This is a genomic window from Synechococcus sp. CC9311, assembly GCF_000014585.1.
Classification (GTDB): domain Bacteria; phylum Cyanobacteriota; class Cyanobacteriia; order PCC-6307; family Cyanobiaceae; genus Synechococcus_C.
Map to the genome: position 1 here is coordinate 824,349 of NC_008319.1, position 20,781 is coordinate 845,129.

Sequence of the window (20,781 nt, forward strand, 5' to 3'; positions counted from 1 at the left end):
CTGATGTCGTCTTGTTGCGGCCCCACTCCGTCCTCACTGGATCAGACACAGGCGGTACAGAACCGGTATGGCGCTGCTGCAGTGGAACAAGAAGCCTGCCTCTGCACCCCAGTGGCGTTCGATCCTGCCCTGCTCAAGCCCATCCCCAAGGATGTGGTGGAAAGGGATTATGGCTGTGGTGATCCCACCCGTTGGGTGCGGTCTGGAGATGTTGTGTTGGACCTCGGTAGTGGAAGCGGAAAGAATGCCTTTATTTGTGCCCAGGTGGTCGGCTCGACGGGGCAAGTGATTGGCATTGACCGCAATGCGGACATGTTGGCCCTCTCTCGTTCTGCGGCACCCGTGGTGGCAAAGCAGATTGGCTACGCCAATGTTTGCTTCCTTGAGGGTGCGATTGAGGCGCTTGATGCCGTTAATGCTGAAGGAAATCCCCTGGTCGCCGATTCCAGCATTGATGTGGTGCTCAGTAATTGCGTACTGAATCTGGTGAATCCGTCCGCACGAGAACTGTTGTTGAAGAACATCCGCCGCGTGCTTCGACCTGAGGGCCGAGTTGCGATCAGCGACATTGTGTGTGATCGCCCAGTGCCGATGGCTCTTCAGCAGGACGCCGAGCTTTGGAGTGGCTGTATCAGTGGGGCTTGGTTAGAAGAGGCTTTTTTGGAGGATTTCCGATCGCTAGGGCTTGAGCGGGTTCAGTACGCGGAGCGCTCTGAGGCTCCCTGGCGCGTTGTTGAGGGCATTGAATTTCGCGCGGTCACGCTGACCGGTGCGTTGCCGAGCGGCTAAGCAGCCTCTGTAAGCGCTGATCTTCCGTGCGGGTGACCTCTCGCCACATCCCTGCACTGAGGTCTTTGATGCTCAAAACGATCTCTCCATCCATCAAGTCGATGGAATGACGAATCAGTCTGAGTGTGGGGAGGCCTACGGCAGCGGTCATGCGACGCACTTGGCGGTTGCGTCCTTCGCGAAGTTCAAGGCAAAGCCAGCAGGTTGGAATCGAACGACGCTCCCGAATCGGCGGCTTGCGATCGCTGATCGTTTGTCTTTCGTCATCCGACAGGATCCTTGCTTTTGCGGGCCGGGTTAGCCGTCCTTGAATGGTCACTCCACGCTGGAGTTGGTTTAGTTGGACTTCATTAGCGCAACCTTCCACTTGCACCCAATACTGACGCCAGTGACCAAAGCGAGGATCGGTGAGGCGTTGCTGCAGCCGACCGTTATCGGTGAGCAACAGCAACCCTTCGCTGTCGGCATCGAGGCGGCCAGCAGCGTAAACATTCGGTATTGGAACCCACTCCGCTAGGCAACCCCAACGGCTCTGAGGTTCAGGGGTGAACTGACTCAGAACCCCATAGGGCTTGTGCAGCAGAAGGGTCAGTTGTGAGCTCCAAAGCAGAGCAGAAGTGCTTCGCCCCAGCTGGAAGCATTGTTGAGGTGGTCGTCATGAAGATGCTTCATCTTCTCGGCTTGCATCTTCATGAGTGTGGCTTGGTTGAAAACGTGTCCTTGTTCAGAAGCAAGATTCACAACGTGGGCCGGTGTGGGTGCCTGGCGAACCTGTTCCCGCAGCTGAGAATCGGATTGAACCAGGGATGTGAAAGCAATCAGAGCTGATTCAGACACAGAAACACGGCAAAACGTGCCAACAAGCTAATTCGCATTCTGACGGTTACGCCAGAGATTCACAGCGCCGATAGAAATCAGCAAAAGGCCAAGGTCGAGGGAAAGCGGAGGGAGCATCAAATGGCTTTGAACGGCGGAACTGACACTAAAGAGAGTGACGGCGCAACGGTGGAAAAGCGTTGAAGGTGGCCTCCTAAACTGATGTCAATGACGACGTTGACCTTGGCGCATGATTGAGACCTCGGGTGTAATTGAAAAAGAGCAGGGGAACGGTTTTTACCTCGTAACCCTGGAGCAGCCCGCTGGTCACCAGTGCCTGTGCCGCGCCGCCGGAAAGCTCACAAAATTCCGCATCAAATTGCTCGCAGGCGACAAGGTTTTGGTCGAAATCAGTCCCTACGACTTGACGCGTGGTCGGATTACCTACCGCGAGCGCAATGCGGGTGCGCCGGGTGGACGTCCAGGCGGTAACCGACCTGGTGGCCCACGCCGCCGTTAAATCACTGGCCCTTGAGAAGGGCCTCGATCGCGCCCTTGAATTCACTGCGCTGTTTCACTCCGCGCCACTGCTGCTGCAGCGACTTGCCATAAAACAGCTGGACTGTTGGGGTGCCGTTGACGCCCGCCTGTTCTGCAATCTCTTGATCGGCTTCGATGTCAATTTCGACGCCTTGAGCCTGTCCATTGAGTTCTGACAACACTCGTTTGAGCTGCGGCTTCAGCACATGACAAGGGCCGCAGCTTGGGGAGCTGTAAATCACGAGCAGGGGTTTGTTGCTGTCGTGATAAAGCTTGCGGAGCGCATAACTGCCTTTTTGCCATTCCGCATTGGCGTCATAGGTGGATTCCGTGGTTGCTTCTATGGCTTGTGGCGCATTGGCTTTTTGTGGTTCAACCGCCTCACGACTCACAAGCGTGGCTAAGTCGTGATGGCTTAACCATCGTTCTGCGGCAAGAGCCGCTTGGCAGCCACTGCCTGCAGCTGTAATCCCTTGGCGCCATTCCGCATCGGCGACGTCACCCGCTGCAAACACACCTTCCAAGGATGTTTCTGGTCTGCCTGGTTTGGTGACGAGATAACCGCTGCGATCACAATCCAGTTGGCCCTTCAAGAGTTCGGTGTTGGGCGTGTGACCAATGGCATAAAACATTCCGCGCACGGCCAATGTTTCCTCCTTGCCGCTGTCTCGATTGCGAAGTCGTAGGCCGTTCATCCAGTCCGTTCCTTCAACGTCCACCACCTCGGTGTTCCAGTGCACCGTGATTTGGGGATTGGCTTCCACCCGGTCAGCCATGGCCGCACTGGCTCGCAAGCAGTCCGAGCGAACCAACAGGTGCACCTGACTGCCGTACTTGGTGAGATACACCGCTTCTTCGCAAGCGGAATCTCCGCCTCCAACCACCGCCAATTCCTCCTTGCGGAATTGGGGAGTTGCGCCATCGCAAATGGCGCAGGCACTGATGCCCTGGCTCCAGAAGCGTTCTTCGTTGGGTAAGCCCAAGCGGTTGGCGCTCGCGCCAGTGGCGATGATGATTGATTGGGTTTGGATCGTCTTGCCTTCGGCTTCAATCCGGTAGGGACGTTGGCTCAAGTCGATAACGTCGGCATCGGCTTCGATCAGGTGCGTCCCCCAGCGCTCCGCCTGCGCTTTCATGAGATCCATCAGATCGGGGCCAAGGACTCCATCGGGAAAGCCGGGGAAATTTTCAACATGCGTGGTGGTCATCAGTTGACCACCAGGGATCCCACCGCGCTGAAATCCTGTGATCAGGAGCGGATTGAGGTTGGCTCTTGCTGCGTAAATGGCTGCCGTATACCCAGCCGGGCCAGATCCGACGATCACTAGGTTCTCGCTCGCTCCCATGGCTTATGCGTATTGAGTATGAGTTGAATTTAAACGGACTCTCTCGGCGATTGCTTTGTTTTTAATTCGAAACGATTTTCAGTTTCGAGCGCAAAATGTGTCGCAAAAGCAAGATTTGATAATTTATTTAGATTTCGACCGAGTCTTCCGCCCCCTCTTCGAGGTCAAAGCCTTGTCGCTTTTCTGAAATTTGGCCCACGCTCATTACGGATTCAGCAAAGAGTTCCGGACTTTCCCCGATACATGTGATCCATTCCCTGAATTCTTGGGTCAATGCGTAGCTGTCTTCATAGCGCTCAGCGCTGTCCAGAGCATTGATTCTGGTTGTTGCCCAGCAGGTGGCAACACTGACTCGGCGTTCAAGTGCTGCGTCCATGACTGACTCCCAGATTGAGACCACATTGCCTGTTGGAGGACCAACATCGTGTGTGATTTCGCACAACGTCGCATTTTTTTTTCTGCAGAGAAGTTTTCATTGATGCAAAAAATTGGGTAATTCTGGGCTCCTGAGTCGAATCACGGCGCCAGCTCCGTCATTGACGGCCTCCAAGGGCAGGCTTGGACCTCTCCATGCGCTCGACTGAAGCGGGTCATCGGAATCTGCTTCCTGTTGTTGGGCTTGGATCCGATAGGGCTCTGAGAGAGACCAGCTGCGCGCGTAGCTCATCAGCAATGGGTCCGCTGGAGCAAATACATAAGAAGGGTCTCTTGGCACCGTTTCAGTGGCTGCCCTGACGCTGCACATCCGTACAGCGCGAGTGATGCCCTGCACGAAGCGACTGCGGGTTACGACTGTGGTGAGATAGGCGACAACACGCAACCTTGGGGCGTCGAAGCCTTCGGCGCACATGTCGATGCTGACGAGCCAGTCGGCGCCACCCTCTTGAAAACTGCTGAGTCGTTGGGCGGCCTCTGGATCTTGCGAATGCACCAGGTCCACCCGATCACCCTGTTCTCTCAGCAGGGAGCTGATCGATCGGGCGTGAGCAATGTCTTTGGCGATCACGAGACCGCCAGCGCTCGGGTGCTGTTCACGCACCTGCTCCAACTTGCGTCTGGCCCTGATCAAAAGTTGCTGAGCAATGCTGCTGCTATCGGAAAGTCGAATCGCCCTGCGCAAATTGCGTGCTCTCCAGCTTTCACGCACCTCCTCAGACAGAGGCGAGACGTCGCGATCAGGCTTCCCAGCACGACTGTGCTCCACCCAGCCGTCTTGAAAACGAAATTCCAGCGGTCGTACGTCGCCAGCTGCAATCAGCTCTCTGGGCTCAACGCAGAGGTCAGGACTGATCTGCTCCACCAGCTGACCCCCCTCCTGGATTCGAATTCGTCTCGCGGCACAAAAGGCGAGATTGTCGGCTCGAAAGGGGGTCCCTGTGAGCCCCAGCCTGAGTCGTGCCTGGCTGCTCAGCTCTAAAAAGGTGCGTCCCCAGACGGGACCATCTGGCTCATCCGGGTCCACGCCCAGGTGATGCGCTTCGTCTGCAATCGCTAAAAGTTGATCACCAGCCCATGGCTCGAGCGCCTGTTTGAGCCCGTCGAGCTGACTCGCTGCCCCTTGGTAGGTGACGAGCCAACCATCGGCGTTTTGGAGGTTTTGGCTCTGGATGTTGGGCGTCGATTCATTCCAGTGCTCGAGGCGTAACCCCACCCGTTCGGCTGCTGTGCGCCATTGGTTGAGGATCGATGTGCGATGACACATCACCAAAAAGCATTTCAACTTCCCCTCTTGCTGCATGGCTTGGAATCCGAGCAGGGCCCCCAGGGTCTTGCCCGCACCTGGTCCTGCATGGATCAGCACGTCGCGCCCGTGGCTTGCTTCTGGATCCAGTCGTCTGCGCAGCAGCTGCAGGAGTTGCTGTTGCCACTGACGCGGTTGGATCCTGCCTCGTGGGCCGTCTCCTGGGAGCTGAAACGAAGGACTTGCGATCGGTCAGCCGCAAAAGTTAGGTCTTTCTAACCATTCCATCCGTGGATGCCACCCTTAGCTTCCAGCCAACAGCTCTTGGGGTTTCCGGCCTCCTGCCGCCATGGCCAAAAGCCGTCCTCGTTACCCATCCAATCCTGATCAGCGCCAACGGCTCGAGCAGTGTTGGCCTCTTGAATGCGATATCGATCCCTTGATTCTGCGGTTGCGTTGGTTGCAGCACCAGAGGCAATGGTCCCTGGTGCAGGCTGTTGAGCAAGAGCTCCTTCCTCTGTATTAACCGGGGTCGAGATCCAGGATTAAATGGATTCGCTGTGGTTGTAGAGGAGGCGCTCTACTTCCATGAACCCCTCTTCTGCAGCTGTTTGCGCCCGTTGTGCATCGCCGCCAGCCGCACTGGTGAGTTGGGTGACAATGCGCTCCAACATGGCCGTTTTCTTGTCTTGAAGCATCGTCAGGATTTCGTTTTCGATCAGCTGGCGCACGGCGCTGCTTCGCAGATGATCGTCTGAGGCTTCGTCAAAGGTTCCCTGGACGAGTTCTTGAATGAACAGACGGTGCACTTCGCTGCTGCGCAGGAAGCTTTCGGTGGCGTTGATCATTCCATCCACCAGAGTCCGATCTGGCTCGGCCTCAGTGTCGGACTGTTTATCTTGCAATTTGAATTCCCAATCCAGGTGGCGTCGTTGCCAGCCCGCTGCGTGCAGGCTGGGCATCACCGATTGAGAGAATGTGTCCACGGACATTTCGTAGATCCGTTCTGCGAGTCGCTCGCACCATTCCCGGCCGTGTTCGGCAAGAAGTTCTTCCATGGTGTTGCGATTAACGGCATGCCCGCCGTGATGGCTGTGGCAAACGCCATCGGGACATTCAATTGCTGAGAGACCCATTCGCCTAGAGACAGAATCCTCTGATTAGCCAAAGCTGCTTCACTAAGTCAGCTTCTACAGAAAAGATGCGTTTCGGGAGCCACGACCTCGTAATCTCAGCTGGGTGGCGGCACAACGAACTTGCCCAGACTCCTTATCCCGATTGAAAGCGCAGCGGCTGAAACCCGTGTAGCTGCTTCACCCGAGACCCTTAAAAAATTCATTGCCCTCGGCTGCTCTGTGGCTGTCGAGCGTGGTGCCGGAGTGTCCTCCGGTTTCCTTGACGAGACGTACGCCAGTGCTGGAGCCGATTTGGTGGCTCCAGGAGAGGCGCAAGCCTGGGGGCAGGCGGACGTTTTGCTTTGTGTTCAAAGCCCTAGTCCGGCATCGCTCGGTCGCTTGCGACGGGGTGCCCTGGTGGTGGGGATGCTGTCGCCCTATGGCAATCAGGAGCTAGCGGAAGCCTTAAAGGGTTGTGGTCTTTCAGCCATGGCGCTTGAGCTTTTGCCACGCATCAGTCGTGCCCAGTCCGCTGATGTGCTTTCGTCTCAGGCCAACATCGCTGGCTACAAGGCTGTGTTGCTTGGCGCTGCAGCCTTAGATCGCTATTTCCCGATGCTGATGACTGCAGCAGGCACCGTGCAGCCCGCCAGGGTTGTGGTGCTGGGTGCGGGTGTTGCGGGTCTCCAGGCCGTTGCAACCGCTCGCCGTTTGGGCGCGGTTGTTTATGTAAGTGACATTCGCCCTGCCGTGAAAGAGCAGGTGGAGTCGCTTGGGGCCCGTTTCATCGATCCTCCTGAGATGGAGGACAAGCCTGCGGAGTCCGGTGGCTATGCCAAGCAGGCCTCAGATGCGTTTCTGGCCGCGCAGCGGCAACAGCTGTCTGACCAACTAGCTCAGGCTGATGTGGCCATTTGTACAGCTCAAGTTCCGGGCAGGCGAGCCCCGCGTTTAATCAGCGAGGACATGCTTGACCGCATGCGCCCTGGATCGGTGGTGGTTGATCTGGCCGTTGCTCAAGGCGGTAACTGTGCCGATACCGTTCCGTCCCAAACGGTGAACCGCAAAGGCGTGAAGCTGATTGGTGCGAACGAACTTCCTTGCAGCGTCCCGAATCACGCCAGCTCGTTGTACGCCCGCAATTTGTTGGCTTTGCTGCAGCCCACGCTTCAAGATGGCAAGCTCACGCTCGACACCGAAGACGAGCTCATTGCTGGTTGTTTGATCGCTCATGACGGCAGCATTCGCCGAGGCGATGTTCTTACTCCTGGAGATACCAACTGATGTCGTTTTTAAGTGAGGCTCTCTGGGTCCTGCTGCTCGGCAGCCTTCTCGGTCTTGAACTGATTGGCAAAGTGCCTCCCACTTTGCACACCCCATTGATGAGTGGCGCTAACGCCATTTCAGGGATCACGGTCTTAGCTGCTCTCACCTTGATCATCAAGGCGGGAAATGACGGCAATACGCCTTTATTGGCCTTGGGTGCTGTGTCCCTCGGTTTCGCTCTTTTCAATGTGATTGGCGGCTTTTTGGTCACCGATCGAATGCTGGCCATGTTCAGCCGTAAGCCCGCTCGCAAGGAGAACCGCTGATGAGCACTGCTGTCGTTGTTAAGTACGCGATCGATCTGGTCGCTGTCCTGCTGCTAGCCCTTGGAATCAAGGGGCTCTCCAAAGTACGTTCTGCGCGGGAGGCCAATCGTCTGGCTGCCGTTGCCATGGCTCTCGCAGTGTTGGGAGTCCTGGTTGATTCCTTTGCGGGTGGAATCTCAGCTTCTGCCTGGACTTGGATCATCGGAGGCACCATCGTTGGTGGTCTTTTGGGCGCGATTACCGCTCAAAGGGTGCCGATGACATCGATGCCCGAGATCGTTGCCCTGTTCAACGGTTGTGGGGGAATGTCATCCCTGCTGGTGGCACTGGGTGTTGCACTGTTCCCTGTCATGGGGGCGGAAGGGGAATCTCGAATCGTTGAAGAGATTTCGATCGTGATCTCGGTGTTTGTGGGATCGATCACCTTCACCGGTTCAATCGTGGCGATGGCCAAGCTTCAGGGCTGGTTGTCCACACCGCCGTGGATGCAGAGCAAAGCGCGCCATGTCGTGAACATTGCATTGGCGGTGGTGTCCTTAATCGCTGCGGTGGAGATGATCCGCAACGGTGGAAGCGGACTATGGCTGCTGGTTGTGGCCTCTGCGCTGCTGGGAATCGGCGTCACCCTGCCGATCGGCGGAGCCGATATGCCAGTGGTGATCTCTCTTTTGAACAGCTATTCCGGAGTGGCTGCTGCTGCTGCTGGTTTCGTTGTGGGCAGTCAGCTTCTGATCGTGGCTGGCGCGATGGTGGGTGCTGCCGGTTTGATCCTCACTCAGGTGATGTGCAACGGCATGAATCGCTCCCTGGTATCGGTGCTGTTCGGAGGAGCTCTTGGCGCTTCAGCCACCGCCTCCGGTGGCGGTGGCGAATACACCAACATCACCAGTTGCAGCGCTGAAGAGTGTGCCCTCACCCTAGAAGCGGCTGAACGGGTGATCATTGTTCCCGGCTATGGCCTGGCTGTGGCCCAAGCCCAGCACACGTTGCGAGAGGTGACCCGCTCCTTGGAGGCCGCTGGGATTGAGGTGGCCTATGCGATTCACCCTGTGGCGGGTCGGATGCCCGGTCACATGAATGTGCTCCTTGCTGAGGCCGATGTGCCCTACGAGCAGCTCAAGGAGATGGATGTGATCAACCCTGAGTTCCCTGCCACCGATGTGGTGCTTGTTTTGGGAGCCAATGATGTGGTGAATCCCCAGGCCAAGACCGACCCCAATTCGCCGCTTTATGGGATGCCAGTGTTGGATGTCCAGCAGGCGCGGACCGTGTTTGTGGTGAAGCGCGGCATGAGTGCTGGCTATTCCGGCATCAAAAATGACCTGTTTGAACTCGGCAACACTTCCATGGTGTTTGGCGATGCCAAGAAGGTGCTTGGAGATCTGCTGGGAGAACTGAAGGAGTTAGGCGTCGGTAAGAAATGATGCGCCTGTGAGCTGGCCTGATCCAAATCCAGACCCCCAGCTGCTGAAGCAACTGGGGGTTTCTCCCTTTCAACAGCGCCTTCCCTGGTGGGGTGGTGATCTTCAGACCTTGAGGGATACGCTCCGTCCCGTGGATTTGCCGATCGATCAGGGTCAACCCCTGGAGATTCCAGTGCCTGCCTTGATCAGCGGTGCCGCTGGCTCTGGAGCCTTGCTGGCTTTCTTGGATTGTCCACCAGCTCCGAAGGCCTTGGTCGTTGTGTTGCACGGACTGGGGGGCTCGAGTCGTCGCGAAGGTCTGCGCAGGCTTGGTATTGCTCTGTTTGAAGCGGGATATGCGGTGCTGCGCCTCAACATGCGTGGCGCCGACCCTGGCCGACATCTTGCAGGTGGCACCTATGCGGCCCAGTGCAACAGCGACCTTCTCCCTGTGTTGCATCGGGCGCGTCAGCTCTGCAGAACCCTCACCAGCGAAGGGACATCACTGCCCTTGTTTGGAGCTGGGCTTTCTCTGGGTGGGACCATGCTTTTGAATGCTTGCCTCTCAACGCAAGCTGAACGCATTGCTGCCGGCCTCGACCCGGCTCACCAGCCCCTGGATGGATTGTTCTGTGCCAGCAGCCCCTTGGATCTGGCGGCCTGCAGTGCATCGATTGAACGTCCGCGCAATCGTGTATATCAACGCTGGTTGCTGCAGCGCTTGGTGCGTCAGACGTTGGCCGATCCCTTTGGTGTGAGCGATTTGGATCTCGGGCAAATGAGTGGTGCTGAGCAGCCACGCACCATTCGTGCCTTCGATAGCACCGTCACCGCTCCGCGTTGGGGATTTGCAGACGTGGATGCTTACTACCGGGAGGCTTCACCACTCCAGCATTTGATCCAATCACCCCAGCAGTTGCCGCCCACTTTGTTGCTACAGGCTCTGGATGATCCATGGGTGCCCGCTCGGTCGGCCCTCGACCTGAGGGAAGCTGTCTCTACTGATCAGTCCAGGGATCAGCCCATTCAATTGATCTTCACCCGCACAGGTGGTCATAACGGCTTTCACGGACGGGACGGCTGTTGGGCCGATGCGCTTGCTGCGTCTTGGTTGCAAACGATCAAGTGAATGTGCTGGTTTTCAGGACCCACTCTTCGATCGGTTGTCCTTGGATGATGTGTCGCTGAAGAATGCTGCTGATGCGTTCTGGCGTGACACCTCTGTACCAGGTCCCATCGGGCCAGACCAACAAGATTGGGCCTTGATCGCAGATGCGTAAGCAATCGACTTTGCTGCGCAGAACAATTCCTTCGCTCCTGCTCGGATTCTCAAGGTCCAATTCACGCACCTGCCGCTTGAGAGCATCCCAGCTTGCGGCACCGATTTCTGGATCACAGCATTTAGCTTTCGTGGGTGTCGCGCAGAGCAATAAGTGATGGCTAATCCGCTGGCTCATGCGGCCATCGATGCTCCTCTCAAGCGCGTCCCCCGGTTCACTTGCTCGCGCACAGCCTGGCGTGCCCACTGATCCACCGCCAACACATCATCAAGACAAGGGTTGGCCGCGAGATCAGGTTTGTGCTGTTCACAGGCTCCCTCGATCATCTTGGGAATGTCGAGAAAGTGAATCTTCTCCTCGAGGAATTGGGCCACGGCCTCTTCATTGGCCGCGTTGAGAACAGCAGGCATGGTGCCGCCGGCACGACCCGCGGCGTAGGCCAGGTCCATGCAGGGATATTTGGCTGGATCGGGTGCGCGGAAACTCAATTGCCCCACTTCGGTGAGATCGAGCCGTCGCCATGGGGTTTCCAGTCTTGAAGGCCAACTCATGCAATAGAGAATCGGCAGTTTCATGTCGGGCCAGCCGAGCTGGGCGAGGACCGAGGAATCAGCAAGTTCCACCATCGAATGGATGATGCTTTGAGGATGAATCACGATCTCGATGTGGTCGTAATCCAGGCCAAAGAGATAGTGAGCCTCAATCACTTCCAATCCTTTATTCATCAATGAGGCTGAATCCACGGTGATTTTTTTACCCATGCTCCAGTTGGGATGGGAGGTGGCATCGGCCACCGTTGCCTTTTCGAGATCAGCGGCTGACCAATCGCGAAAGGCACCACCAGAGGCGGTGAGTTGAATGCGGCGCAGGCCAGGGGTTGGAACCCCGGTGGAGAGACGGGCGGTGTCGCTCCAAGGAGTTCCTTGCAGGCACTGGAAGATGGCGGAGTGTTCCGAGTCGGCAGGAAGCAGCCGACTGCCGCTTTTCTTCAGTTCAGGTAAGACCACAGGGCCTGCGGCAATCAGCGTTTCCTTATTGGCAACGGCCAGGTCTTTCCCTGCTCGAATCGCTGCCAGGGTGGGTAACAATCCCGCACACCCCACGATTCCGGTGACAACGAGATCCGCTGAATCCCAGGACGCCACGACATCAAGGCCTTCCGGTCCACCCACCAGGTGCGGCAAAGGTTCCGGGCGGGTGTCAGCAGGCAGGGCCATCAGCCTGTCTTTGAGCTCAGCAAGCAGCGCTTGATCAGCTAGGGCCACAACATCAGGGCGATGCCTCTGGATTTGGGACACGAGCAGGCTGAGATTGCGTCCAGCGCTGAGGGCCACCACGCGGAATTGATCGGGGAAATCCTCAACGATCGCCAGCGTCTGGGTGCCAATTGATCCAGTGGAGCCCAGAACGCTGATGGCTTTCACAGGGATCCAGGCAATTGGTCACAGTTTCCCACCTCAATGCCTAGGCCTGGCAAACTTCGCACCATTACGGATGGACGCGGGCTGATGGCGCTGAAGGAGCACTGGCGGTCTGGATTTGGGTTTGTGTTGGCCGCGGCTGGTAGCGCCGTGGGTTTAGGCAACCTCTGGGGCTTTGCTTATCGCGCCTCGCAGGGAGGTGGAGGCGCCTTCCTGCTGCTTTACGTGCTGATTGTTTTGGTGGTCTGCTTGCCCGTGTTGGTCGCAGAGATGGTGCTGGGTCGGAGTACGGCCCAGAGCCCCTTGCTGGCTCCGATCGCGGCGGCGGGCAAGGCGTGGTGGCCGATGGGATGGCTGTTTGTGCTCGCCTCTTGCGGGATTTTGGCGTTCTATGCAGTGCTGATGGGGTGGACGGGTCACACCCTCGTGCATGCCCTATGGGTGGGTTTGCCAGATGACATGGAGACAGCTAAGTCGCTATTTGGATCGGTGAGTAAGGGAAATAGTGCTCTGCTCGGTCAAGGGGGCAGCCTTGCCTTAACCGCTGCGGTGGTTGCTGCTGGCGTGCAGGGAGGCATCGAGCGGTTATCGCGCTGGGCCTTACCTCTGTTGTTTGTCTTGTTGGTTGGTTTGGCTCTTTGGGCTGCCACGTTGTCTGGGGCTGTGGGGGGATATCAAACCTTTCTGTTGCGATGGGATGCGGCTCAGCTGCTCAACCCCACCACCATTCGCAATGCGTTTACCCAGGCCTTTTTCTCCATCGGCACTGGAATCGGTTGCATCCTTGCCTATTCGGCCTACCTGAACAGCAGTGCTCGTTTGCCAAGGGAGGCGATCGCGGTGGTGGGTTTGGACACGGCCGTAGGCCTGTTGGCTGGACTGGTCACATTCCCCGTGGTGATCAGTTTTGGTCTGCAGGAAACGGTGAGCGAGTCCACCGTTGGGGCTTTGTTTTTAGCAATTCCCACGGGACTTGCTTCCCTTGGTTCTGCAGGGCGCTTGGTGGCAGTGCTCTTCTTTTCCTTGGCCTATCTCGCGGCGATTACGTCATCGGTGTCGTTGCTGGAAGTACCGGTGGCTTCCTTGATGGATCGCTTGGGCTGGTCCCGCAGGCGATCGGCATGGCTGATGGCATTGCTGATTTTTATTGCAGGCCTTCCGGCTGCGATGTCGATTCCGGTCTTGGAAGTGATGGATTCGATCTTTGGGGGAGTTCTGCTGATTTTGGGAGGACTTTTAATCGCACTCCTTGTGGGGTGGGTCGTTCCGAAACGGTTTCGGAATGATCTCCAGGGATCAAAAACCTCAGCAGGTTTAATCGGATTGATGCTCTTTTTCCTGCGCTGGGTGTCTCCAGCAGTGATCACTGCTGGTTTGTTAATTAGCGTTGTTGATTTATGGCGTCAATGGTTTCCAGCGGCTTGATTGCTCAAAATATGGTGTGGATGCGTTAAAACTTTCTCTGAACAAACTCACTTGCCAAGCGAACTTCAAGCAGGAAAGAGATCGACGCCAACATCAACATTCCCATCGTGGTGATGAACAGAGGTGCAACGATTGAGGTGAGGTTCACTTGCGTGATCACACTCATAAACATTGCTGAAACCACGATGGAAAGAAGGAGGGTGGCGCAAGTGAGAAGCCAGATCGCACGAAGAATGTGTTGCATTCGTCGCTTGCAGTGCATGCGCTCAAAGTCATTTCTTCTGGCATCCGATTCGTTGATCCGGCGATAGTGATCAGCAACTCGGCCGAGCCTGGTGGAAAGAACATTGAGAAGGGCCCCGATCCCGGCGAGCAAAAACACCGGTGAGACCGAGAGCTGAATCGCCTTAGACAGGCTTTCTGGATGCAAGGTTGTCAATTCCAAGAGTGGGTGAGTCCGTCAAAAGGTGTCAGCAATCCGGTAGACAGGAGCCTCTGTGGACGCGTTTCGATGTTGTGGCTTAAACGTTGGAACTTTATTGAGCGGGCTCGGTTAGAGCGGGAGCTTTGGGATGCATTCGAGGCCAAAGAGGATATTGAAGCGATGGTGAACTCGCTGAAAGCCCGTATCGAAGCGATGGATCCGACTGATCCTGAGTTGGGCGATCAAACGTTTCGTCTTGAGATCTGGATCACCACCATGGAAAGGATTAGGAAGATTGAAGCGATGATGGCTGGAAAAGAGCGTTAAATCAGTCTCCAATCGGTCAGTCCGCCAGGCTTGTCGATGAGTTCAATGCCTTGGTCGCTGAGGGACTTGCGAATGCGATCGGCTTCTTGATAGTTCTTCTCCTGTTTTGCTGCTTTGCGATTGGCAATTGCCTGCTCAATCGCTTGGGCATCGACACCGCTGTTTTCAGAGGGTTGCGACTCATCTGTTTCGCTGCGTAGACCAAGAACGGCCGCGAGCTCGCGCAACAGCAACCAGCGTGAGTGCAGTTGGGTCAGCTCCTCGCCTGGCTGCTCAGGCTGGTCGCCTCGATCCAGACGGTTGGCTAACCCTCTGAGCGGACGGGCGAGTTCAAACAGCACGGCTAAGGCTCCGGAGCTATTGAGGTCATCGTCCATAGCGGCGGTGAACCGTTGTTCCAGGTCTTCAAAAGGACCTTGGGCGTTCCTTCCGGCTTGGACCGCTGCATTGCTGAGGGCCGTGTGATCACTCCATTCCAAGGCGGCAGCATGGGTTTCCCCCAACTTGAGGGCGGCATTCAATCCCTTCCATCCAGTGGTGGATGCCTCCAGCGCTTCGGCAGTGAAGTCAAGGGGCTTGCGGTAATGAGCCTGGAGAACAAAGAGGCGAAGGGCCATGGCTGAGAGTCCGCTTTCAAGCAGTGCGCGGATCGTGGTGAAGTTACCCAGCGATTTCGACATCTTTGTTCCGCCCACATTGACCATCCCGTTGTGCATCCACAGCCGAGCGAGGGGAGCGCCGTTGGCGGTTTCGGATTGAGCGATTTCGTTTTCATGATGAGGAAACACCAAATCACCTCCGCCTAGGTGAATATCGATCGTTAGGCCAAGTTCCTGGCGCACCATCGCTGAGCACTCGATGTGCCAGCCAGGGCGTCCTGGGCCCCAGGGGGAGTCCCAGCTTGGCTCACCCACTTTGCTTCCTTTCCATAGAGCGAAATCAAATGGGTGTTTCTTGCGACTCTCCTCACCATCAGCCGTACGGCCGCTTGCCCCCTGCTGTTGCTCGTTGGGGTCACGACCGCTGAGCTTGCCGTAGTCCTTGGCTTTGGAAATATCGAAATACACATCACCATCAGAGCTATAGGCAGCTCCTTTGGTCTCCAGTTCAGCAATGAGCGTTTGAATCCCTTCGATGCAACAGGTGGCGCGAGGCATGCGATCGGCCGGAAGGATGTTGAGACGGCCCATATCAATTTCAAAGGCTTCGATGTTGCGCTCGCTGACCGCTTGCATCGTGCTGCCCTCTTCGGAAGCTCGATTGAGGATCTTGTCGTCGATATCGGTGTAATTCTGGATGTAAGTAACGTCGTACCCGCGCCAAATCAGGTAGCGACGCAAAACGTCCCAATTGATGTAGCTGCGGGCATGACCCAAGTGGCAGAGGTCGTAAACCGTGACGCCGCAGCAGTAAATCGTTGCCTTTCCTGGCTCTAAGGGCTCAAATGCTTCCGTACGGCTGGTGAGGCTGTTGGTGAAGCGCAGGGAAGACATCAGGCTTAGAAACAGGAGTCAAATCACGGTTGATGCCTGCCTGCGCAGATCAAAAACCTTTCCTGGATGGTAGATCCGAGCTGGTGTTGCCCCCTAGTCCCGCCGGTAGGTGAGATCGCTGCCGAGCGCGAGCTGAACTCAGATCACTGAATCCTCAAGAGCGGTGGATTGCAGTGGTTGCGTCGCTGAAGTTGCGATAGAAGCGGCAATCCCTGATCCTGCGATGCTCCAAGCCACTAGAAAACGATGGTCATGGACCGGTAGTCGTTGTGTGACGAGGCCAGGGATGCCAATGACGAGTTGAGCAGCGGCCCATCCAGGAATCAATCTCCAAAAGGCTTGCCAACCAACATCAGCGGATAGGGCTGAAGCAAGAATGTGACAACGGCATGGCTAGGCCGTAGCGAATGCAAATGATATTGATGACTCCCTTTTTGATTTGCTTTTGCTGAATGCAGCTAACCACAAAACCGACAAGGCTGATTCCACTTAGGATTCTAATGATGCTGTTGGAAAACCAGCCGTTATTTGACATGATTTCTGCGAGAATAGCAAAATGAGATCGATGGAGTTGATCCCCATTCTCATGGATGACGATCCTGCAATTCCAGCCAAAAATTTGCACTTTGCTCTTGCTTTTGAATGCTAATAATCTAATCAATGGACGGTGATAGTTGATTGTTATTGGTGTTGGGTAGATCGATCTTGCAATTTTTTTGACCATCATTGAGGCTGTGGATTATGTCAGTGATCAGTCTCGGCATTGCTGTTGATCATGTCCTTGCTAGTTTTTTGAAAGAAAATTAATTGAAAGGGGGGAAGCTTGATGTCGCTTGCGATTTTCGCATTGATGTTTACTTGTTTTGTTGATGTGATGGGTCAAGGTCTTGCCTTCCCTATTTTCGCGGCCTTGTTGATGCGGCCCAATGGTGGCTTTCTTCAAGCTGGCGTTTCACAATCGCAAGGCGCTCTTCTCTATGGAATAGCCATTGGCACATTCTTTTTGACTTGGTTTTTTGGATCGATTTATGTTTCAAGGCTGTCAGACAGCATTGGACGTAAGAAGGGGATTCTGATTTGTTTGATCGGTGCCATTGCCGGTTACGCCATTGCAGCGGTAGCGCTGGTTTCACATAATTACAGCCTTTTGGTGGTCTCTAGGGGGATTACTGGCTTCACTGCTGGAGCTCAGCCAATTGCTGCAGCAGCGATGATTGATCTTGCTAAAAGTGATCGAGAAAGTGCTCGAAATTTGGGGCTTGCAACGGTTGGAATGAGTTTTGGTCTTGTGGTGGGACCGATTATTGGCGGACTCTTCTCAGATAAGGATCTGCTTGGTGGCCTGGCATCCTCACACTTGCCATTCCTTATTGGTGGTTTTTTGTGTTTTGTGGGGTTGATGCTTATCTTCTTTGGATTTGAAGATGTCAAGACAGAGACCAGTCCAATGGATACCAATCCATTGGTGGTGTTCAAGTTGTTAACGGATGCCCTTAATCGAGAGTCGGTTCGACGTGTCTCATCGGCGTTCTTTCCCTATATGTTGTGCGTTTTAGGACTCTATGTTTTTGTGTCAGCCAACCTGTCCACACGGTTTGGCTACGGAGCTACGGGCTCCAGCGTTGGAATGTTTTTGATGGGTGTTGGCTTGATTGCCTCGAGCAGCATGCTTGTTGAGCCTTTGAATGCTCGATTTTCCAAACGGGCCATTATGGCGAGCTGCACCGTGTTGTTTTGTTGTTGTGTAACGGCATTCTTGCTGGTTCCTTCTGGACCTTTGGCCTTGGCAATCATGCTCCCTTCAGGAATATTGCATGGTATTGCTTATCCAACAATGTTGACAGGATTCTCTGAATCTGTCTCCAAAGAAGAGCAGGGCTGGGTCATGGGTTTTGCCACTTCACTCTTCACCCTTGCGGCCGCCATTGTTTCCTTTTTTGGTGGTCAATTAATTGCCTCTGTTGGCCCCCAGGCACCATTCCAATTTGCGATTGTATGTGGCGGGGTGGCAATCATTGCTTTGGCTGTGAATTGGAGAAATGCTCCTAATTTGAATAAAGTGATCTCATGATATTTGGCAATGATGGTTCACTTTTTAAACATAGATAGAAGTCTTTGTAGGTTTTTGGCTCCTTATTTGCATTCCATCCAATTGGCTCCATTTCCTGTTTCAACCTCTAAGGGAACAGACAGATCGATGGCGTTTTTCATGGTTTGCACCACCAGTTCCTCAACAACGGCTAGCGCCTCGGGTTCCGTTTCGAGCACGAGCTCATCATGCACTTGTAAAAGAAGTCTGGCGGGCAAATTTTTGCTTTCAAGTTTTGCTTGAAGCTGCACCATTGCCAGCTTGATGATGTCCGCACTGGAGCCCTGGATCGGAGCATTGGCCGCGGCGCGAAGTTGCTGTGCTTCCATCCCGCCGCGACGCGCTACCTCCAAGTTGATCTCCAGTGGATCCATGCCGTTGAGGCGGCCGAGCCCATTGCGGTCGAAGTGGAAAGGGCGCCTGCGTCCCAAAATCGTTTCCACATAACCCTGGCTAAGAGCGAGACGTTCCTGAAGTTCTAGAAAAGCGAACACCTTGGGATAGCGCTGTTTGTATTTGCTCAAAAAGTCTTTGGCCTCGCTTTGGCTGACACCTGTTTCGCGAGCAAAGCGTTGCGCGCCCATGCCGTAAATCACGCCGAAATTGATGGTTTTGCCCAGTCGTCGTTCATCGGGCGACACCTCGTCTTTGTCGAGAAGCAAGCGCGCGGTGAGGGCATGCACGTCGTCTCCATCGCGGTAAGCCTGTTGCAAGACCTCTTCTCCAGAGAGGTGCGTGAGAATGCGTAGCTCGATTTGTGAATAGTCGGCACTGAGTAAAGTCCAGCCGTCTTGAGGCAGAAAGGCCTTGCGGATGCGCCTGGAATATTCCGTGCGTACAGGAATGTTTTGCAGGTTGGGGTTGCTGCTGCTGAGCCTGCCTGTTGCGGTCACCGCTTGGTTGAAATCGGTGTGGACCCGTCCGGTTTCCGCTTCCACCAGTTGGGGCAACGCATCCACATAGGTGCTCTTCAATTTGCTCAGCACCCGATGTTCAAGCACGAGGGGCACAACTGGGTGATCGTGTTCCAGCTTCTCGAGCACGGTGGCATCGGTGCTGTAACCGGTTTTGGTGCGCCTTGATTTTTTGCGGTCCAGCCCGAGGGTGTTGAACAGCAAGTCGCCGAGTTGTTTGGGGGATGCGAGGTTGAAATCAATCTCTGCAGCCTCTTTTGCGCTTGCTTCCAGCCGTTCCAGGTTGGTTCCGATTTCGCAGGAAAGCGCTTCGAGATAGGGCACATCAATGCGAATACCGGTGGCCTCCATCACTGCCAGCACGGGCTCCAGGGGCAATTCCACCTTGCTAAGCAAGTTTGGAAGCTGGGGCCCTAATGCCTCAAGTTGTTGGTTGAGGTCGATGGCGAGCTTGCGGGTGAGATGTACATCCATGCCGCAGTACTGAGCGGCTGATTCCAGGGGTACCTCGGAGAAATTGCTGGCCTTTCCCTCTTTGGCTTTTCCCACCAGATCACTGAAAAGCGTGGGACTGATGCCGTAATCCCTTTGGGCCATTGCATCCAGGCCATGTTTTGCTGCCGCATCCCTGAGGTAATCAGCCAGCAGGGTGTCCATGACAACACCGGCAAGGGGTAAGCCATGGCGCAACAGAATCAAGCGGTCGTATTTGGCGTTCTGAAGAGCTTTGGGGTGCTCACCACTCGCCAGCCAAGGAGCAAGGGCTTGGAGCACCGTTTCCAGTGGCAATTGATCCGGGATGGGATCGCCTTGATGACTCACCGGGATGTAGGCCAGATCGTCAGATCCAGGCCCCCAACACATGCCAATGCCGACCAGCTGAGCGCGGAATGGATTGAGATCGGTGGTTTCCGTGTCAAGGGCAACGGGGGCCAGGGGATCACGGCAGTTCATTAACTGCGTAAGCAGTGCCTTGAGTTGATCCAGGGTTTGAACGATTCCTGGTCGCAAGACCGGTTGGGTTTGGCTGGAAGACGCCTCGGATATCGCCTCGGGCCCTGATGGTTGAGCTGATGTTGCGGCTTCATCCTTGACGGTGCGTTGCTCCTCCTCTGCTTTGGCCAGGAGGTGGGCGTTAGCCGCTAATCCTCCGCTGGAAAAGGTGGCCACGAAGTTGGGGACCTGACGGATCAGGCTGTTCAGCTCGAGCTCCTTAAGACGCTGACTCAGTCCATCGCCGTCAACGCTTCCCAGGTCGAGTTTGGGCTCCTTTGGCAGCGGAATGTCCACCAGGATTTCAGCCAGGTGCCGCGACAGGTAGGCATTGTCTTTGTCGTTGGCAAGTTTGGCTTTCAGCGCCCCTTTGATCGCTCCACGACTCGCTTTGGGCCCCTCCTCTTCCACTTCAGCTAGGGCCCGATACACCCCGTCGAGATCGTCGTTGTCCTTCAGAAGGCTGATCGCTGTTTTCGGGCCCACCCCCTTCACTCCAGGAATGTTGTCGGAGCTGTCTCCGGTGAGAGCCTTGAGATCAACCACCTTGGTGGGAGCGACGCCGAGCTTGGCTTGCACGCCGGCTTCATCGATCAAGGTGGGGCCACTGCTTTTGGCGTAAGGCCCACCGCCCATATAAAGGACAGCGATGTTGCGACTGTCATCGACCAGTTGGAAGAGGTCGCGATCGCCGCTCAAAATGCGCACGCTCCATCCATCAGCCGCTGCGCGGTTAGCCAAGGTGCCGAGAACATCATCGGCTTCAAAGCCAGGCGCCAGGCAGAGGGGCAGTTTTAGCTGCGTCGTCAGAATCGCTTGGAGCTGCTCAAGGTCTTGGAAGAAGTGAGCGGGTGCGACGTCGCGATGGGCTTTGTAGTTGGGGTCGGCCTTGTGGCGGAAGGTTGGTTCAGCTGTATCGAAGGCGATCGTCACACTGTTGGGTTTCAGCCCTTTGCAGTTATCGAGCAGGGCCTTGAGGAATCCATAGGTGACGCTCGTAGGAATTCCCTCTTTTGTGGCCAGTCCTCCCTCCCCACCTTTGCTGAAGGCATAAAAACTACGGAATGCCAGTGAGTGTCCATCCACCAGCAGGAGCAGGGGTTGATCGGAGGTGGAGCTCATGGGTTTCGGCA

At 55.6% G+C, this 20,781-nt stretch carries 23 protein-coding genes; 11 read left to right on the forward strand and 12 right to left on the reverse strand.

All coding sequences use genetic code 11. The features are described 5' to 3' along the window. Positions 1-3 precede the first annotated feature (3 nt). Entirely contained in the window at positions 4-789 is a 786-nt protein-coding gene (locus SYNC_RS04260; RefSeq protein ID WP_011618844.1) for a methyltransferase domain-containing protein, read from the forward strand. Here SYNC_RS04260 and SYNC_RS04265 read toward each other — a convergent pair. Then, complete coding sequence (locus SYNC_RS04265) at positions 758-1,399, reverse strand: pseudouridine synthase (protein ID WP_071813678.1); 642 nt, start codon at positions 1,397-1,399, stop codon at positions 758-760. The genes SYNC_RS04260 and SYNC_RS04265 overlap by 32 nt on opposite strands. Then, positions 1,378-1,626 (reverse strand): Nif11-like leader peptide family natural product precursor, encoded by a 249-nt coding sequence (locus SYNC_RS04270; protein WP_011618846.1) that lies wholly within the window; start codon positions 1,624-1,626, stop codon positions 1,378-1,380. Before SYNC_RS04270 ends, SYNC_RS04265 begins: the two co-directional genes overlap by 22 nt. A gap of 229 nt (positions 1,627-1,855) precedes the next feature. Here SYNC_RS04270 and infA point away from each other — a divergent pair, with 229 nt between their 5' ends. Further along, positions 1,856-2,125 carry a translation initiation factor IF-1 gene (infA, locus tag SYNC_RS04275; RefSeq protein ID WP_006041809.1) on the forward strand — a complete coding sequence of 90 codons (270 nt, stop codon included), beginning with the start codon at positions 1,856-1,858 and terminating at the stop codon, positions 2,123-2,125. A gap of 1 nt (position 2,126) precedes the next feature. Here infA and trxB read toward each other — a convergent pair whose 3' ends face one another. From trxB to SYNC_RS04290, 3 genes are all read right to left on the reverse strand, one after another. Continuing rightward, on the reverse strand, positions 2,127-3,491 hold the full coding sequence (gene trxB, locus SYNC_RS04280) for a thioredoxin-disulfide reductase (protein WP_011618847.1): 1,365 nt from the start codon (positions 3,489-3,491) through the stop codon (positions 2,127-2,129). 127 nt (positions 3,492-3,618) lie between these two features. Then, positions 3,619-3,867 carry a hypothetical protein gene (locus SYNC_RS04285; RefSeq protein ID WP_011618848.1) on the reverse strand — a complete coding sequence of 83 codons (249 nt, stop codon included), beginning with the start codon at positions 3,865-3,867 and terminating at the stop codon, positions 3,619-3,621. Positions 3,868-3,963: 96 nt separating this feature from the next. Continuing rightward, positions 3,964-5,337, reverse strand: a complete 1,374-nt coding sequence (locus SYNC_RS04290; protein WP_369791616.1) for a DEAD/DEAH box helicase — start codon at positions 5,335-5,337, stop codon at positions 3,964-3,966. Here SYNC_RS04290 and SYNC_RS15135 point away from each other — a divergent pair. Together SYNC_RS15135 and SYNC_RS14590 are read left to right on the forward strand one after the other, a co-directional pair. Continuing rightward, positions 5,307-5,441, forward strand: a complete 135-nt coding sequence (locus SYNC_RS15135; RefSeq protein WP_255321997.1) for a hypothetical protein — start codon at positions 5,307-5,309, stop codon at positions 5,439-5,441. The two genes, SYNC_RS04290 and SYNC_RS15135, sit on opposite strands and share 31 nt — an antisense overlap. 80 nt (positions 5,442-5,521) lie before the next feature. After that, positions 5,522-5,698 carry a hypothetical protein gene (locus SYNC_RS14590; protein ID WP_167897164.1) on the forward strand — a complete coding sequence of 59 codons (177 nt, stop codon included), beginning with the start codon at positions 5,522-5,524 and terminating at the stop codon, positions 5,696-5,698. Between the two features lie 19 nt (positions 5,699-5,717). Here the strand turns inward: SYNC_RS14590 and SYNC_RS04295 are convergent, their stop codons facing one another. Further along, complete coding sequence (locus SYNC_RS04295) at positions 5,718-6,308, reverse strand: hypothetical protein (protein ID WP_011618851.1); 591 nt, start codon at positions 6,306-6,308, stop codon at positions 5,718-5,720. 120 nt (positions 6,309-6,428) lie between these two features. On the opposite strand from SYNC_RS04295, the gene SYNC_RS04300 reads away from it, so the two are divergent. The 4 genes from SYNC_RS04300 to SYNC_RS04315 are packed head-to-tail and all read left to right on the forward strand — an operon-like array spanning position 6,429 to position 10,411. Next, positions 6,429-7,571, forward strand: a complete 1,143-nt coding sequence (locus tag SYNC_RS04300; protein ID WP_011618852.1) for a Re/Si-specific NAD(P)(+) transhydrogenase subunit alpha — start codon at positions 6,429-6,431, stop codon at positions 7,569-7,571. Then, a complete protein-coding gene (locus tag SYNC_RS04305) occupies positions 7,571-7,879 on the forward strand; it encodes an NAD(P) transhydrogenase subunit alpha (protein WP_006852211.1) in 309 nt (102 codons plus the stop codon). The genes SYNC_RS04300 and SYNC_RS04305 overlap by 1 nt, the downstream gene beginning before the upstream one ends. Beyond that, the gene (locus SYNC_RS04310; RefSeq protein WP_011618853.1) at positions 7,879-9,303 is read left to right on the forward strand and encodes an NAD(P)(+) transhydrogenase (Re/Si-specific) subunit beta; all 1,425 of its coding nucleotides are present in this window, start codon (positions 7,879-7,881) and stop codon (positions 9,301-9,303) included. Before SYNC_RS04305 ends, SYNC_RS04310 begins: the two co-directional genes overlap by 1 nt. Before the next feature lie 7 nt (positions 9,304-9,310). Continuing rightward, positions 9,311-10,411 carry a YheT family hydrolase gene (locus SYNC_RS04315; protein ID WP_011618854.1) on the forward strand — a complete coding sequence of 367 codons (1,101 nt, stop codon included), beginning with the start codon at positions 9,311-9,313 and terminating at the stop codon, positions 10,409-10,411. On the opposite strand, the gene SYNC_RS04320 is transcribed toward SYNC_RS04315, so the two are convergent. After that, a complete protein-coding gene (locus tag SYNC_RS04320; RefSeq protein WP_011618855.1) occupies positions 10,404-10,739 on the reverse strand; it encodes a ferredoxin in 336 nt (111 codons plus the stop codon). The two genes, SYNC_RS04315 and SYNC_RS04320, sit on opposite strands and share 8 nt — an antisense overlap. Then, positions 10,736-11,986, reverse strand: a complete 1,251-nt coding sequence (locus SYNC_RS04325) for a 1-deoxy-D-xylulose-5-phosphate reductoisomerase (protein ID WP_011618856.1) — start codon at positions 11,984-11,986, stop codon at positions 10,736-10,738. The genes SYNC_RS04320 and SYNC_RS04325 overlap by 4 nt, the downstream gene beginning before the upstream one ends. A gap of 84 nt (positions 11,987-12,070) precedes the next feature. Here SYNC_RS04325 and SYNC_RS04330 point away from each other — a divergent pair, with 84 nt between their 5' ends. Then, complete coding sequence (locus SYNC_RS04330) at positions 12,071-13,408, forward strand: sodium-dependent transporter (RefSeq protein ID WP_041426935.1); 1,338 nt, start codon at positions 12,071-12,073, stop codon at positions 13,406-13,408. 25 nt (positions 13,409-13,433) lie between these two features. On the opposite strand, the gene SYNC_RS04335 is transcribed toward SYNC_RS04330, so the two are convergent. Beyond that, positions 13,434-13,853, reverse strand: coding sequence for a DUF2721 domain-containing protein (locus SYNC_RS04335; RefSeq protein ID WP_011618858.1), 420 nt, complete (start codon positions 13,851-13,853; stop codon positions 13,434-13,436). Positions 13,854-13,919: 66 nt separating this feature from the next. Between SYNC_RS04335 and SYNC_RS04340 the strand changes: the two genes are divergently transcribed. Further along, a complete protein-coding gene (locus SYNC_RS04340) occupies positions 13,920-14,159 on the forward strand; it encodes a hypothetical protein (RefSeq protein ID WP_041426936.1) in 240 nt (79 codons plus the stop codon). On the opposite strand, the gene cysS is transcribed toward SYNC_RS04340, so the two are convergent. Both cysS and SYNC_RS04350 read right to left on the reverse strand, forming a co-directional pair. Further along, a complete protein-coding gene (gene cysS / locus SYNC_RS04345; RefSeq protein WP_011618860.1) occupies positions 14,156-15,652 on the reverse strand; it encodes a cysteine--tRNA ligase in 1,497 nt (498 codons plus the stop codon). The two genes, SYNC_RS04340 and cysS, sit on opposite strands and share 4 nt — an antisense overlap. A 138-nt stretch (positions 15,653-15,790) precedes the next feature. Then, entirely contained in the window at positions 15,791-15,979 is a 189-nt protein-coding gene (locus SYNC_RS04350) for a hypothetical protein (protein WP_011618861.1), read from the reverse strand. Positions 15,980-16,502: 523 nt separating this feature from the next. Here SYNC_RS04350 and SYNC_RS04360 point away from each other — a divergent pair. Beyond that, on the forward strand, positions 16,503-17,723 hold the full coding sequence (locus SYNC_RS04360) for an MFS transporter (protein ID WP_255321998.1): 1,221 nt from the start codon (positions 16,503-16,505) through the stop codon (positions 17,721-17,723). 62 nt (positions 17,724-17,785) lie between these two features. Here SYNC_RS04360 and polA read toward each other — a convergent pair whose 3' ends face one another. Continuing rightward, a complete protein-coding gene (gene polA, locus SYNC_RS04365) occupies positions 17,786-20,770 on the reverse strand; it encodes a DNA polymerase I (RefSeq protein WP_011618864.1) in 2,985 nt (994 codons plus the stop codon). Between the last annotated feature and the right edge of the window lie 11 nt (positions 20,771-20,781).